Below are 14,129 nucleotides of genomic sequence, written 5' to 3' on the forward strand. Positions count from 1 at the left end.
ACAGTAAGGAGTTTAAATATGAAATTTCATGAATTTGGTGATAAGAATTTGCCTTCTATCTTGCTGATACATGGCGGTGGCAGTTCTTGGTGGAATTATCTTCGTCAAGCACGAATCTTGTCGAAAAAATACCGTGTCATTCTACCCACCTTGAATGGCCACGGTGAAGAATATCAACTCGATTATGTTTCTACGGAAGATTCTGCTTTGGAGATTCTAGACTATATCAAAGCAAACTGTGGTGGGAAATTGTTTGCGATCGGTGGTGTTTCGCTTGGCGGTCAAATTGCTATGGAGCTTTTGTCCTTAGACAGCGAGATAGCAGAGAAAGCCATCATAGACGGAAGCCTCTGTATTCCTCAACCAAGGTTGGCTAAAATCAGCATTTTTCTAGTGTCTCTATTTGGTAAACTAATGTTCAATAAATTCTCTTGCAAACTTCAGTTAAGCATGATGAACAAACTTTATCCTAAACTGGCTTATCCAGAGGAAATAAAAGCTTATTATTTGGAGGATCTGCCAAGGATGCCGATCAAAACATTAGTGACTATTTACAAAACCTATATGGGGCGTTACAAGCTCAAGGACACGATTTCTGCTAGCAAGGCTCAGGTTCTGTATATCTATGGTGAAAAAGAATTGAACTGTGTGAAAGAATCAGCGAAATTATTTCATCAGCTACATTCAAATACAATTTTGTATGAAGCAAAGGGCTACAATCATGGCTATTTGTCAGCTTACCTACCTCAAGAGTGGCTTGATTTGGTGGAGCCATTTTTAAAGAGTGATTCATTGGAAATGTGTAATGAATCTGATATGTAATAAGGAGGAATCTTATGCTTGGAGCACTAGTTGGAGATATTGTCGGTTCTGTTTATGAATGGGACAATATAAAGACAAAGGATTTTCCTTTATTTCGTGAGGATTGTTTTTTCACGGACGATACGGTAAGTCCGAACCGCTGAATGTGTAAGCTTGTTAGCGAAACGTAGCTAATCCTCATAATAAAGAATCTAAAACTCCATTATTTAGAAATGAAAACCTAAACTGTTTTTAAGGAGGTGTTATATTGATAGAAAGCAGACCTGAGTTTGATAAAATCGTATCACTCGATGAGTTTAATAAATATTATTGGTATCGTGATGAACTTTCACAACTATGTAAGTCATTAGGATTAGAATATAGAGGTACTAAACAAGAACTCAATCATATTATTGAGCAGTACTTTAAGGGGAAGTTGATTAAAAAATCATCAATAAAAAGGAAAAAGAAACAAGTAGAAGTCGTTACCTTAAATACGCCCTTACTTGAATGTGGATTCTCCTTTAATGCACACTTTAGAGAATATTTCTCAACTTTAACAGATGTTTCGCCCTTTAAGTTTACTGCCGATATGGCTACTGCTTGGAGAAAAGTAAAAAGCGACAATGATTTGAGTTTCACAATCCAAGATATGCTAAAAGTTTATTATGGAAATTCAGATTATGCCAAGTATGATCATTCGGTTTGTCAATGGAACCAATTTTTAAAGGACTTCTGTGCAGACGAAAATAGTGGCAACTACTCTAATAAACTAAAAGTAGCTTCTATTCTTTGGAAAGAAGTTAGAAATTCAAAGGCTGAAAAAATTTATTCAAAGAATCTTTTGACTGAATATGCTGATAAAATAAACGAGTATGGGAAATAGGAAAATCAGTCTAAACCAAGAGTTCACAAGGAGGAATCTTATGCTAGGAGCAATTATTGGAGATATTGTCGGTTCTGTTTACGAATGGAACAATATCAAAACGAAAGACTTTCCATTATTTCGTGACGATTGTTTTTTCACTGATGATACGGTTATGACCTGTGCTGTGGCTAGTAAAAACATTAAAACTTTGTAGCAAAAAATTATAAAAGCCTTAATTGTAAGGCTTTTTGTTATATTAAAAATTGCAACCGAAAAGTAATCAATTTAAACTATAATATAGCTCATAAAGATTGTTAAATATTGAACTAATATAACTGTTATGGTATAATATAAACAGGTAGAACAGATGGATAGTTAGGAGGATATGGAGGGTGAATATACAAATTGATAATTCAAGTGATAGTCCGATTTATTTACAGATAAAAAATCAAATAAAGGCTCAGATTATTTCGGGAGAATTAAAGGTTGGCGAGCAATTGCCATCAATCAGATTCTTAGCTAAAGAACTTCGAGTGAGCATGATAACTGTTAAAAGAGCTTTTGATGAACTGGAACTTGATGGTTTCATTAATTCAGTTCAAGGTAAAGGTAATTTTGTTGCAGCTCAAAATAAAGAGCTTATTCGAGAAGAATATTTGAAACAAATCGAATCAAAGATGCAAGATATTGTTGAGCTTTCAGCGATTGCAGGTGTAACCAATGATGAGTTGGTAGAGATGTTTAGTAGTTATATGGAGGGAAAATATGAGTGATTATGCTATCGAAATTAAAAACTTGGTTAAAAAGTTTGATGACTTTACATTAGGGCCAATAGATTTTTCTATTCCTAAAGGGACTATCATCGGATACATTGGTCAAAACGGTGCAGGTAAAAGTACAACCATAAAATTATTGTTAGGGTTACTTAAGAAAGATTCAGGAGAAATTAAAATTTTAGGTTATGATAATCCTAACAGTCTTGAATTGAAAGATAAAATCGGAGTAGTGTTTGATGATTTATTAGTGCCGGAAGAAATGACACTTGTTGATTTGGAAAAATTTTGTTCGAGGGTATATTCAAAATGGGACAGAGAATTTTTCTATCAATTAAAAAAGAAATTTAATCTATCTGAAAAACAAACTATTAAAAGTTATTCTCGTGGAATGAGAATGAAATTATCGATGGCAGTAGCGTTATCTCATAATGCAGAAATTCTTATATTGGATGAAGCTACGAGTGGGTTGGATCCGATTGTAAGGGAGGAAATTTTAGATTTTCTTCTTGACTTTATGCAAAATGAAAATCATACAATTTTAATTTCATCACATATTCTATCAGATTTAGAGAAGGTAGCAGATTATATTGCTTTTATCAATGATGGTAAAGTTCTTTTTGTTGAACCAAAGGATGAACTCAAAGAAAACTATGGCATCTGCACTTTATCTAATGAAGAAGTTGAAAATCTTGAGGAGGAAGCCATAATTGGAAGAAGGATACACTCATTTGGACAAGAGTTACTTGTTAAAAGAAATCTTGTTCCAGATGGAATCAAATTACAAAAACCGTCTATCGAAGATATTATGATATATTTTGTGAAAGGAGGTAAAAGATAATGACTGCATTGATATTAAAAGATATAGCTACTTTAAAGAAAACACTACTATTAACAATTACTCTCAGTATTGCACTCATTGTGTATGGGGTATATGAAAATGAAATTTTTATGATACCGCTTATTTGTACAATGATACCGTTAATTTTAACTGCAATCGCTTTTGGTTATGATACGAAATCGAAATTTGAACAATTTGCCTTTTCAATGCCAGTTAAAAAGAGTAGCTTTGTACTAAGTAAATTGTTTTTTGCATTTGTTTTTGGGTTAGTCGGTTCAGTATGTTTATTTGTTCAATTGGTAATAAAAAATGAGATGTTAATAGACAGCATCATATTTATCTCACTAATTACATTAGTTGCAAGTATTTTAATATCAGCTATTCAACTTCCGTTTATCCTTAAGTACGGTGCTGAAAAAGGTAGGCTGATCATGGTTATAACATACCTTACAGTATTTTCTCTATCTAGTCTTTTTAAAGCAAAATCAGATTTACTGACTAATGTTGTGGAGTTTTTCTTAAAGAATTCAAGGGTAATGATTTTTCTCGGAATAGTCTTTGTTAGTATTGTTTTCATAGGAATTGCTATAAAAATATCTATTTTAATTATGGAGAAAAAAGAATATTAGAGAAGTTGAGAGTGCATTATAAAAACTTAGAAGGAGGAATCTCATGCTAGGAGCAATAGTTGGAGATATTGTAGGTTCTGTTTATGAATGGGACAACATTAAAACGAAAGACTTTCCATTATTTCGGGAGGATTGTTTTTTCACTGATGATACGGTTATGACCTGTGCTGTGGCAGAAGCCATCATGAATGGCGGCCAGAAGGATGACTTTATTGATGCCATGAAGAAGTATGGTAGGATGTATCCTGATGCTGGTTATGGTGCTAGGTTTGATACATGGATTCATAGCAATGACCGCGCCCCTTATAATAGCTTTGGCAATGGGTCTGCCATGCGTGTTTCTCCATGTGCCTGGGCCATGGATTGTAGTTTCTGTGCAAGAACAGGAGCCTGGCCGTCCAGAAGAGCTCTTGCGCGACTTTCTGCAGAAGTGACGCACAACCATCCAGAAGGGATTAAGGGAGCTATGGCAACGTCTGATGCTATCTTTATGTGTAGGTATTACTTTGGAGGCTACTGTGGGGATTACCAGCAACCAATCAATAATAATCCTACAGAGTGTAAGAGACTCATCAAGGAACACATAGAACAAGAGTGTGGATATAATCTTTCTCAAACACTAGATGAAATTCGTCCTACTTATCGTTTTAATGAAACTTGCCAGAATACGGTACCTCAGGCCATCATTGCCTTTCTTGAAAGTACAGATTTTGAAGATGCAATTCGAAATGCGATTTCTCTTGGTGGAGATAGTGATACTCTTGCTGCCATCACCGGGAGTATAGCAGAGGCCGCATATGGTATCCCTGATTGGATTAAGGATAAAGCCTATACCTATCTAGATGAGCCTTTAAAAGATGTGCTCAGACGATGGGAAACTGAGGTCTTAATAGGATAATGGAACTTCATAATCTATAGAACTTTTTATTGTATTACAATGGGAATGAATTCTGAGAAGAGAGTAAAAACTAGGAGGGTACCCCTATGTTAAAATCCAATAAATTGATTATTTTTTTAATTTCCCTACCTTTCTTGATGGTTATTATTTTCTATTCGCTCAATGGACATCCTGGATATAGTGATGATAGTAATTTCATCAGAAATCACGAATCTGCTATTAAGAGTGAGATAATTGCATACTTAGCTCAGGAAAAGCAAGGCATAAAGTCCGTGACCTTATTGCCAAATACTGCTAGAGGAGAGTATGATAATGGTGGTGATGTGAGTGGCAATTACCATATCTATTTTACAGCCTATGCTGATGATAACCCTGAGAGGACGTTAAGAGTAGAATTATCCTTCCCCGATGCCAGCATTCCTCCTTTTACCTTGTTTCCTCCCAACCCTTATAAAAGCAAGAGCCAAAAGATGGCCAACTGGTATGTGGAAAGAATTGAAGAATCGGAAGAAGCGTCGAAATAGAATTAAGGAAAAGCAAGGATGAATAGAATAGTAGACGATCAGATAACGCTTATTCCTTATTATAGGAATGATGACATCTCCCTTCTTTGGTATCAAGATAGTGAGGTTTGCAAACAAGTGGATAATACTGATCAGATTTACAGTCTAACAAAACTTCATAAAATGTATGATTACCTAACTTCACATGGTTCATGCTATTATATCCAATATAAAGGAGTGTTAGTTGGAGATGTGACACTTCAAGATAACTCAGAACTTTCTATAGTGATCAGCAAAGAGTATCAAAATTTACAGATCGGAAGACGATGTATTTCTGAAATGATACAGCTGGCGAAAGAGCAAAATATGGTAAAGGTCTCTGCACAAATTTATCCATTTAATACTCAAAGTCAAAGAATGTTTTTGGCCTTGGGATTTCAGAAAGTAGACGAAGAGTGGTATGAATATAAATTGATTTAGAAAAGTTGTGTATCATTTTATGTATTTAAATAATAGTCCTTATTTTATACACTAAAGAAATCTAAAGTAAAAATAAACTCATTATAAAATCTCATTGAAATAGGAGAAGAAATTGCCCATCTTCTATGTCTGTAACCGCTTTTTTCTGTTATAATAATACTAGATAGTAATGCGGGAGTTTATTATGCTTACAAAACGATTTTTGAAGAATGTCATTGTTGGGATAGTCGCGGTTTTCATGTCCTTAACCTTTGTTCAAGGGGTTCAAGCTCAGCAAACTGGACTCGATTACCAGAGTCTTCATCTACTGCCTTTTAATGGCAATAAGCAGCTCGTTCTAGGTGAGTTTGATCATTTGGGTCGTGCGACGTCCGCTCATATTCAGCTGCAGGACAAGGATGAGCCAAAGAAAAAAAGAGAACCACGTCTCAGCTACAATCCGGTTGGCTGGCACAATTATAAGATTGCTTATGGAAACAAGGGAAAGAAGGCCTGGTTGTTCCATAGAGGGCATTTGATCGGCTATCAGTTTAGTGGACTGACCAATGAAGGGAAAAATCTGGTTCCTCTAACTGCCTGGACCAATACGGGGAATTATAAGGGGACAGCAGATAGCAATGTGGAGGGCATGCTCTACTACGAGAAACGACTCGATAGCTGGCTGGCTACCCACCCCAATTATTGGTTGGACTACAAGGTGACACCTGTCTACACAGGGGATGAATTAATTCCTCGGCAGGTGACCTTGCAATATGTAGGAATTGATCGAGATGGCAACCTTCTACCAATCAATTTAAGTAGTCCCAAAGAGTCAGTAGATGCTTATGGGATTACCACTGTTACCTTGGACAACTACTCTAAGAATGCAACCATTGACTATCTGAAGGGAACTGCCAAGCCATCTTTAGTGCCGACAGAACCAAGTAGTCAACCTCAACCTGCTAGTCCTTCTGTAGAGACGCAACCAAGTCAAGCCCCTCAACCGAGTCAAGCAGTAGAGCCAGCTCAGCCAGTCCAACCTGTCGAGCCTGCAGCACCAACTCCTCAACTAGCTCCAGTTGTTTATGTGGCCAGAAATGGGAGTGCGGATGTTTATTGGTATTCTTTGGACAGTATGCCTCGCAATACTAATTTTTCTAAGGTTGTTCAAATGTCAGAAGAGCAAGCGCTAAGTCTTGGAAAAAGGCATACAAGTAAGGAATGAGGATCAGTTATTCTGCAACACAAAAAGCCCAATTGTTGGGCTTTTTTGTTGCATTACATTCTTAAAAAGTTAGTAATCTAAAATGATCTCTCAGCATCTTGCAAACGTTTTTATAAAGTAGTATACTAGAAATAGTTTATGGAACCGTTTGCATAAAACGGTAAATGATGAAAAGAGAGTATCGTAGGAGACGAGACAGATGGAATTTACAGCGATTTATCACCGGCCTGAATCGGAGTACGCCTATCTTTATAAGGACGGCCAGCTTCACATTCGCATCCGGACCAAGAAAGAGGATATCAAACGGATTGTCTTACACTATGGGGATCCTTTTATTTTTGCAGAGGATCTTTATGAGGCAACTAAGGAAATGTTCAAGGTGACGACAGACGACCTCTTTGATTACTGGCAAGTGTCGGTATCTGTTGGCTATGCTCGGATCCAGTACCTCTTTGAATTAGAAGATACAAAAGGACAGAAGGTCTTATATGGAGACCGAGGTGTAGCAGCCTACAACAAGGAAAACCTGGACTTTGTCATGAACGGTTTTAAGCTTCCCTTTATCCATGAGATTGATGGGTGTGCTGTTCCAGATTGGGTGGCTCAGACGGTTTGGTATCAGATTTTTCCTGAGCGCTTTGCCAATGGGAATCCAGCTATTTCGCCAAAAGGCGTTCGTCCTTGGGATGCCTCTATTTCCCCTCAAATCTTGGATTTCTTTGGTGGAGATTTGCAAGGGATCATCGATCATCTGGACTACTTGCAGGAGTTAGGGATCACAGGACTCTACCTTTGTCCTATTTTTGAGTCTCCAAGTAACCACAAGTACGATACCATTGATTATTTTGAAATTGATCGTCATTTTGGAGATAAGGAGACTTTCCGCCAGCTAGTGAAAGAGGCCCATGCGCGTGGGATGAAGATCATGCTGGATGCTGTCTTTAACCATATTGGCTATGATTCACCCCAATGGCAGGATGTGGTCAAACACGGGGAGAATTCGATTTACAAGGATTGGTTCCATATCAAAGAATTCCCTGTCTCCTCAGAAAATCTGTGGAATAGTCGCGACTTGTCTTACCATGCTTTTGCCTTTGCAGGCTATATGCCTAAGCTCAATACGGCTAATCCTGAGGTGAAGGCCTACCTCTTGAAGGTTGCGACTTACTGGATTGAAGAGTTTGATATTGATGCTTGGCGACTGGATGTGGCCAATGAAATCGACCATCAATTTTGGCGGGATTTCCGTAAGGCGGTCTTGGCCAAGAAGCCGGATCTCTATATCCTCGGAGAAATCTGGCATTCGTCCCAACCTTGGCTCAATGGTGATGAGTTCCATGCCGTGATGAACTATCCCCTCTCTGAAAGTATCAAGGATTATTTCCTGCGGGGGCATAAGGAGACGCAACGCTTCATTTGGGAGATCAATAGCCAGTCTATGTACTACAGGCAACAGATCTCTGAGGTGATGTTCAACCTCTTGGACTCCCATGATACAGAGCGCATTTTGACGACGGCCAAAGGCAATCTTCAGTCTGTCAAGTCTGCTATCGCCTTCCTTTATTTGCAACGGGGAACGTCCTGTATCTATTATGGAACGGAGCTAGCCCTCATCGGTGGTCCAGACCCAGATTGCCGCCGTGTCATGCCATGGGAACGTGTGTCAGCGGACAATGACATGCTCAACTTTATGAAGGACTTGATCCAGCTCCGAAAAGAAGTAGCGGGCATGATTCAGTATGGTAAAGTGAGTTTAGAAGAAGTGGAGCCGGATGTGGTGGCAGTAGAATGGCAATATGAGGGTCAGATTCTCAAAGCCTACTTTAACCACTCCAAGAAAGACGTTGTCTTAGAAAGAGGACAGGCAGATCTGATGAGTCTTGGAAGCATTTCCCATGATCGCTTGATCATTCAGCCAAATGGCTTTGTTATTTATAGGGAAGAGTTGAACGAATAAATCAATTTCTAATGGACGCATTTGTGTACTATTTTCCGAAATCCTTTAATTGTACTTTCCTCTACATAGGTGTATAATGTGTACTTAGATAAACAAATGAGGAATTTACTATGGAATTAAAAGATTTTACAGAAAAAGAACAAGAACAAATCAAGCAAGGATTGAGTACAGCTGAGATTTCTGATAAAGAAGCAGCGAAGAAGTTGCTTGACCTTGTACCACAAGAATGGATCAAGCGCATTCCTTTCTTTGTCAGAGGGCATGCGACGACCAAGACAGTTGAGCGTGTAGCTAAGCAATACCCTGAACTCTATGCGGTGGCCAAGAGTCAAGGAGACCTTCCTGAAAGAGAAGGAGAAGAGCTCCGCAAGATTATGACAGCCATCTTTGAAGAAAAGATGAACAAACACAAGATTAAATAATCCTTAATAATACCTTGTTATTTTTATTTCATAATAGAACGAGTGATTGCAGTTGAACTATTGCAGTCGCTTTTTTGTTTACTAGTATTTAGACTTTTCCATTAGTAAATAAAAATGAACAATATTTCATGGTATAATACTAATGAATGTAGTTCAAGAGGCTGAAAGATTCCATTGGAGAAAAACAAATAAAGGTGTTCATTATGAGAAAATTTTTGACATTTATTTTTACGATGGTTGGAATGATGGTAGCATTTGTAGCTTTTATGGTATATAGTTATGAAAGAAGTTATAATGAATGGAAAAATTCATATACAGGAAAAATAGTAACTAATTCTGAAAAAGAATACTCTACTTCAAGTGATGGAAATAAGGATGATTTCGAATTATCAAAACAAAACTACCCTTCTTCAAGTGATAAGAAAAATAAGGATGATTTAGAATCATTAATGAATATGTTTATGAAAAGACTATTTCCTCCAACTTTACTAGATCCAGATTATACATATGCATATGAAAAAGCTAAATCTTGGTCAAAAAAACATTTATCGCAGCAGCAAATTAAAATTTATCTTACTAAGTATGACAGGTATTCAGAGGATGCTAGCCAGTATGCTATCAATAAGCTTAATATAGACTGGAAAGAGCAAGCACTTTTAAGAGCAAAATCATATCAAGAGTTTCATTATTCGAAAAATAAATTGGTTGAGCAACTTATAAATATTGACAAATTTACTCAAGAAGAGGCTGATTATGCTGTAGAACATGTTAATTTCGATTGGAAGGAGGACGCTGTGAAAGAAGCGGAATCTTATGCAAACGGTGGCAAGATTACGAAAGAAAGGTTATTAGAAAAACTTGTTGAATATAGAAAATTTACTCAAGAAGAAGCTGAGTATGCAATAGAACATGCCAAAATAGATTGGTCGAATTAAACAATCGTTCTAGTGTGGTTTGGAAGACCTTAAAAGAGGCTACTGAACCCAACAAAAGCTAGGATAGAAAATGATGAAAAGAGGCATAGTGTTTATCAAACACATTTTCTATCTTTAATCGCTAGTTGAATAGTGATGACTATCATACAAGTCCAATGCAACATATTGAAGAGCTGGATTGTCTGCCAGCTCTTTTTTGCTACCTATAAAGTTTCTTCATTTCGTGAAAAATAGTTGGAGCTAAGTCAGTTTTAAACTATAATATAGGAGAAGGAGATTCGATAGGAAATCAAATGTATCATGTTACAAAACATCTTAGTATATAGAAAAGGAACCAATAATGAAACAATTAAAAAAAATAATGCTCCTTAGTGCCTTGGCGATCTTTGCTTTAGCGGCTTGTGGGACCAACCAAAAGCAAGCCAAGAAAAAGCAGGAACCCTCAACGGTGCAGAAATCTAGTTCAGACAAGGAGCGCTACAAGGGCACCTACAGCAACCTTAATAGCAAGGCTAGCGTCGAAGAAGTGCGCACTCTCTTGTCTGCTTATTTGGATCAGGAAAGTGTAGACAAGTTTCTTGCTCTAGTAACGGACTATGATAATATCGTTGGATCTGTTGGCTTGACGGGTGACTTTAGCAAGTTCAAGAAAACAGACTACAATGTCGAGAAGATCAGTGACTTGTGGACCAAGCAGAAGGGCGATTTCGTCGGGACCAACTGCCGGATCAATAGTTATACCTTGCTGAAGAATCGCATCGAGATTCCTAAGATGAAAGCGGATAGTGAACTCTTGTTTGTGGACAATGATGCCATTGACAAAGGGAAGATCTTCGATGAGGCAGACAAGGAAGCTTTTAACATTCTGTATTCACGGGTTCCGACAGAGGCGACAACGGATGTCAAAGTCCATGCCAAGAAGATGGAAGAGTATTTTTCTCACTTCAAGTTCAATGAAAATGCCCGCATGCTTTCCGTTATCGTTCATGATAACCTAGACGGCAACACCCTTTTTGTCGGGCACGTCGGTGTCTTGGTTCCTGCAAAGGACGGCTATCTCTTTGTTGAAAAGCTGACCTTTGAAGAACCTTACCAAGCCATCAAGTTTGCGACCAAGGAAGATGTCTACAAATACTTGGAGACCAAGTATCAAGACTACACAGGCGAAGGTCTGGCTAAGCCCTTTATCATGGACAATGAAAAATGGGTTGAGATGAAATAGAGAATGAAGGACATTGTGATAGCATTTAGAAAGATAATAGAGTATGCTCCGATTCTTTATGCGCTAGTTTTCTTGCTCTTTTTCAGTCTTCTCCTTTTCCTGAGAAGAAGGGCAATCGTGAGATCTAGTGGCGGTCCCTTCTTTGCGCCCTTCCATATTAACCGTGGCATCTTCTACATTCATGTGTCTTTGTGCTTCAGCCGTCGCAGGATCTCACTAAAAGAAATCAAGCAAATCACGTACTCAATTTTTCGTGGTCGCGCTGGTGGTGGGAGTCGCTGTGCTTTCTATATTGAACTCAGAAATGGAAAGACCATTCCCTTCTTTTTTGGAAAAAGCAAGCGGAATGAAGAGCTAGTGAATACACTCAAGCGAAATGCAGGCAGGTATGGGTTTAAGGTACATAGCACTGGAAATTAATTGAAAGAAAAGGAATCACGAATGAGTAGAAAACAAGCCCTATCTATGTATTTGTTAGGGACCTTTGGTCAAGTATTAGGTGTCAGCCTTCTGGTTTGGTTTTTAAGAGCAGGAGGAGTGAAGGTTGATTTTACATCACCAATGGGGATCATCGCTGTTATTGTAGGTGGTTTGTCATCAGCTTTCAGAAAAATAGAGTTTAACCTCTAAGGAAAAGGCTGATAGGTCCTTCAAGATTTTTGAGAAAATGTTAAAACTTGAGGCAGATGAATCTCAGAAGGAAATCTAAGACAGCCTGATCATGGAATTCTTATATCGCTTAGATTAGAGCAGATCTTGATAAGCATTTGAAATACTAGGAAGAGCCTTAGGGCTCTTTTAACTTTGTCTGATAGAGTTGGAAACAGAAGGAAAATTTAGACTGTAATATATTAAAAAAATGGATACAAATCCTAGATGAAATAGAGTATACTAGTTTATGAAAGAACAAGATATTTAAGTACCTTATTTAGGAGGGCAGTTTATGTCTCAAGAAACTTACATTATGGCGATTGACCAGGGAACCACTAGTTCGCGGGCCATCATTTTTAACAAAAAAGGCGAGCAAGTTAGCTCTAGCCAAAAGGAATTCACTCAGATTTTTCCGCAGGCTGGTTGGGTGGAGCACAATGCTAATGAGATTTGGAACTCTGTACAGTCGGTGATCGCTGAAGTCTTTATTGAAAGTGGCATCAAGCCCAATCAAATCGAGGCAATCGGTATTACCAATCAACGGGAAACGACAGTTGTTTGGGATAAGAATACGGGTCTTCCTATTTACAATGCTATTGTATGGCAATCACGGCAAACTGCTCCACTGGCTGAAGAGCTCAAAAACCAAGGCTATGTAGAAACCTTCCACCAAAAGACAGGTTTGGTCATTGATGCTTACTTTTCAGCAACTAAAGTTCGTTGGATTTTGGATCATGTTAAAGGAGCACAAGAGCGTGCGGAAAAAGGAGAATTGCTCTTTGGGACCATTGATACTTGGCTGGTCTGGAAGTTGACGGATGGAGCAGTCCACGTGACAGACTACTCCAATGCTGCCCGTACCATGCTCTACAATATCAAGGAACTGAGATGGGACGATGAGATTTTGGAAATCCTCAACATTCCTAAAATCATGCTTCCTGAGGTGCGTTCAAACTCTGAAATCTATGGCAAGACAGCTCCTTTCCATTTCTACGGTGGACAAGTTCCGATTGCAGGTATGGCAGGAGACCAGCAAGCCGCTCTCTTTGGCCAATTGGCTTTTGAACCTGGTATGGTCAAAAATACCTACGGAACTGGATCTTTCATCATTATGAATACGGGTGAAGAGATGCAGTTATCAGAAAATAACCTGCTGACGACGATTGGTTATGGGATCAATAGCAAGGTCTACTATGCATTAGAAGGTTCTATCTTTATCGCTGGAAGTGCCATTCAGTGGCTCCGTGATGGCCTTCGGATGATCGACAGTTCTCCTGAATCGGAAGCCTATGCTCTGAAATCTCAGAATGATGATGAAATCTATGTTGTCCCCGCCTTTACGGGTCTTGGAGCACCATATTGGAACCAAGAGGCGCGTGGTTCTGTCTTTGGGCTTACCAGAGGCACGACCAAGGAAGACTTTATCAAAGCAACTCTTCAATCCATTGCCTATCAAGTTCGCGATATCATCGACACCATGCAGGTAGATGCCAAAACTCCTATCCCTGTACTAAAAGTAGACGGAGGAGCAGCGAAAAATGATTACTTAATGCAGTTTCAGGCAAATATTCTTGGAATTGCGATTGCTCGTGCCGAAAACTTGGAAACAACGGCTTTAGGAGCAGCCTTCCTAGCAGGTCTGACAGTAGGCTATTGGAAGGACTTAGATGAATTAAAATCTCTTCATGGAGCAGCCCAAATCTTTGAACCCCAGATGGATGAAGCTCGCAAAGAGAAATTGTACAAGGGATGGAAGAAAGCAGTCAAAGCCACTCAAGTATTTGCAGAGTCTGATGACTAAAGGGATTCATCGAATGAATAGTTTATGAGAGAGAGTGGGACAGAAATCGGTCATTCGTTAGAATTCAATTTCGTCGTCCCACCTCCGCACAGTTGAGTAGGGCTGTAAAAGCTGATGAAATCAGCGTAGTAGAGCCCACTCAAC

At 38.5% G+C, this 14,129-nt stretch carries 16 protein-coding genes and 2 pseudogenes; all 18 read left to right on the forward strand.

Annotation, left to right across the window (positions count from 1 at the left end):
• Window positions 1-18: 18 nt before the first annotated feature.
• The 18 genes and pseudogenes from JX304_RS04305 (at window position 19) to glpK (ending at window position 13,985) form a co-directional block, all read left to right on the forward strand.
• Window positions 19-822, forward strand: coding sequence for an alpha/beta fold hydrolase (locus JX304_RS04305; protein WP_205011410.1), 804 nt, complete (start codon window positions 19-21; stop codon window positions 820-822).
• Between the two features lie 14 nt (window positions 823-836).
• Window positions 837-965: an ADP-ribosylglycohydrolase gene (locus tag JX304_RS04310; protein ID WP_205011411.1), complete on the forward strand. Its 129-nt coding sequence runs from the start codon at window positions 837-839 to the stop codon at window positions 963-965.
• A 104-nt stretch (window positions 966-1,069) separates the two neighbouring features.
• Window positions 1,070-1,687: an SAP domain-containing protein gene (locus JX304_RS04315; protein ID WP_205011412.1), complete on the forward strand. Its 618-nt coding sequence runs from the start codon at window positions 1,070-1,072 to the stop codon at window positions 1,685-1,687.
• Window positions 1,688-1,727: 40 nt separating this feature from the next.
• Window positions 1,728-1,859: pseudogene (locus tag JX304_RS04320) on the forward strand (ADP-ribosylglycohydrolase family protein); the annotation flags it as partial.
• A gap of 202 nt (window positions 1,860-2,061) precedes the next feature.
• Entirely contained in the window at window positions 2,062-2,442 is a 381-nt protein-coding gene (locus JX304_RS04325) for a GntR family transcriptional regulator (protein ID WP_205011414.1), read from the forward strand.
• Entirely contained in the window at window positions 2,435-3,283 is an 849-nt protein-coding gene (locus JX304_RS04330; RefSeq protein WP_205011415.1) for an ABC transporter ATP-binding protein, read from the forward strand. Before JX304_RS04325 ends, JX304_RS04330 begins: the two co-directional genes overlap by 8 nt.
• Window positions 3,283-3,912: an ABC-2 transporter permease gene (locus JX304_RS04335; protein WP_205011416.1), complete on the forward strand. Its 630-nt coding sequence runs from the start codon at window positions 3,283-3,285 to the stop codon at window positions 3,910-3,912. The genes JX304_RS04330 and JX304_RS04335 overlap by 1 nt, the downstream gene beginning before the upstream one ends.
• 43 nt (window positions 3,913-3,955) lie before the next feature.
• Window positions 3,956-4,810 (forward strand): ADP-ribosylglycohydrolase family protein, encoded by an 855-nt coding sequence (locus JX304_RS04340; protein ID WP_205011417.1) that lies wholly within the window; start codon window positions 3,956-3,958, stop codon window positions 4,808-4,810.
• Between the two features lie 86 nt (window positions 4,811-4,896).
• Window positions 4,897-5,334 (forward strand): hypothetical protein, encoded by a 438-nt coding sequence (locus tag JX304_RS04345; RefSeq protein WP_205011418.1) that lies wholly within the window; start codon window positions 4,897-4,899, stop codon window positions 5,332-5,334.
• Between the two features lie 18 nt (window positions 5,335-5,352).
• Window positions 5,353-5,793, forward strand: a complete 441-nt coding sequence (locus JX304_RS04350) for a GNAT family N-acetyltransferase (protein ID WP_205011419.1) — start codon at window positions 5,353-5,355, stop codon at window positions 5,791-5,793.
• Window positions 5,794-5,977: 184 nt separating this feature from the next.
• Window positions 5,978-6,997 carry a DNA/RNA non-specific endonuclease gene (locus JX304_RS04355; RefSeq protein WP_205011420.1) on the forward strand — a complete coding sequence of 340 codons (1,020 nt, stop codon included), beginning with the start codon at window positions 5,978-5,980 and terminating at the stop codon, window positions 6,995-6,997.
• A gap of 199 nt (window positions 6,998-7,196) precedes the next feature.
• The gene (locus JX304_RS04360) at window positions 7,197-8,954 is read left to right on the forward strand and encodes a glycoside hydrolase family 13 protein (RefSeq protein ID WP_205011421.1); all 1,758 of its coding nucleotides are present in this window, start codon (window positions 7,197-7,199) and stop codon (window positions 8,952-8,954) included.
• Window positions 8,955-9,064: 110 nt separating this feature from the next.
• Entirely contained in the window at window positions 9,065-9,376 is a 312-nt protein-coding gene (locus JX304_RS04365; protein ID WP_205011422.1) for a hypothetical protein, read from the forward strand.
• Window positions 9,377-9,579: 203 nt separating this feature from the next.
• Window positions 9,580-10,311: an Ltp family lipoprotein gene (locus JX304_RS04370; protein WP_205011423.1), complete on the forward strand. Its 732-nt coding sequence runs from the start codon at window positions 9,580-9,582 to the stop codon at window positions 10,309-10,311.
• A gap of 340 nt (window positions 10,312-10,651) precedes the next feature.
• Window positions 10,652-11,533 carry a DUF4300 family protein gene (locus JX304_RS04375; RefSeq protein WP_205011424.1) on the forward strand — a complete coding sequence of 294 codons (882 nt, stop codon included), beginning with the start codon at window positions 10,652-10,654 and terminating at the stop codon, window positions 11,531-11,533.
• A gap of 3 nt (window positions 11,534-11,536) precedes the next feature.
• A complete protein-coding gene (locus JX304_RS04380; RefSeq protein WP_205011425.1) occupies window positions 11,537-11,953 on the forward strand; it encodes a hypothetical protein in 417 nt (138 codons plus the stop codon).
• Between the two features lie 21 nt (window positions 11,954-11,974).
• A pseudogene (locus tag JX304_RS04385) lies at window positions 11,975-12,136 on the forward strand (CPBP family intramembrane glutamic endopeptidase); the annotation flags it as partial.
• Window positions 12,137-12,476: 340 nt separating this feature from the next.
• Window positions 12,477-13,985 carry a glycerol kinase GlpK gene (gene glpK / locus JX304_RS04390; RefSeq protein ID WP_205011426.1) on the forward strand — a complete coding sequence of 503 codons (1,509 nt, stop codon included), beginning with the start codon at window positions 12,477-12,479 and terminating at the stop codon, window positions 13,983-13,985.
• Window positions 13,986-14,129 lie beyond the last annotated feature (144 nt).

This window comes from Streptococcus parasanguinis, assembly GCF_901875555.1.
GTDB classification, from domain to species: Bacteria; Bacillota; Bacilli; order Lactobacillales; family Streptococcaceae; genus Streptococcus; species Streptococcus parasanguinis_H.

Bases quoted from the DNA above. Each gene is read 5' to 3' on its own strand.
- JX304_RS04330 (WP_205011415.1), top strand. From the start codon at position 2,435: ATGAGTGATTATGCTATCGAAATTAAAAACTTGGTTAAAAAGTTTGAT.
- JX304_RS04360 (WP_205011421.1), top strand. From the start codon at position 7,197: ATGGAATTTACAGCGATTTATCACCGGCCTGAATCGGAGTACGCCTAT.
- JX304_RS04335 (WP_205011416.1), top strand. From the start codon at position 3,283: ATGACTGCATTGATATTAAAAGATATAGCTACTTTAAAGAAAACACTA.
- JX304_RS04310 (WP_205011411.1), top strand. From the start codon at position 837: ATGCTTGGAGCACTAGTTGGAGATATTGTCGGTTCTGTTTATGAATGG.
- JX304_RS04375 (WP_205011424.1), top strand. From the start codon at position 10,652: ATGAAACAATTAAAAAAAATAATGCTCCTTAGTGCCTTGGCGATCTTT.
- JX304_RS04365 (WP_205011422.1), top strand. From the start codon at position 9,065: ATGGAATTAAAAGATTTTACAGAAAAAGAACAAGAACAAATCAAGCAA.
- JX304_RS04340 (WP_205011417.1), top strand. From the start codon at position 3,956: ATGCTAGGAGCAATAGTTGGAGATATTGTAGGTTCTGTTTATGAATGG.
- JX304_RS04380 (WP_205011425.1), top strand. From the start codon at position 11,537: ATGAAGGACATTGTGATAGCATTTAGAAAGATAATAGAGTATGCTCCG.
- JX304_RS04305 (WP_205011410.1), top strand. From the start codon at position 19: ATGAAATTTCATGAATTTGGTGATAAGAATTTGCCTTCTATCTTGCTG.
- JX304_RS04345 (WP_205011418.1), top strand. From the start codon at position 4,897: ATGTTAAAATCCAATAAATTGATTATTTTTTTAATTTCCCTACCTTTC.
- JX304_RS04370 (WP_205011423.1), top strand. From the start codon at position 9,580: ATGAGAAAATTTTTGACATTTATTTTTACGATGGTTGGAATGATGGTA.
- glpK (WP_205011426.1), top strand. From the start codon at position 12,477: ATGTCTCAAGAAACTTACATTATGGCGATTGACCAGGGAACCACTAGT.
- JX304_RS04350 (WP_205011419.1), top strand. From the start codon at position 5,353: ATGAATAGAATAGTAGACGATCAGATAACGCTTATTCCTTATTATAGG.
- JX304_RS04355 (WP_205011420.1), top strand. From the start codon at position 5,978: ATGCTTACAAAACGATTTTTGAAGAATGTCATTGTTGGGATAGTCGCG.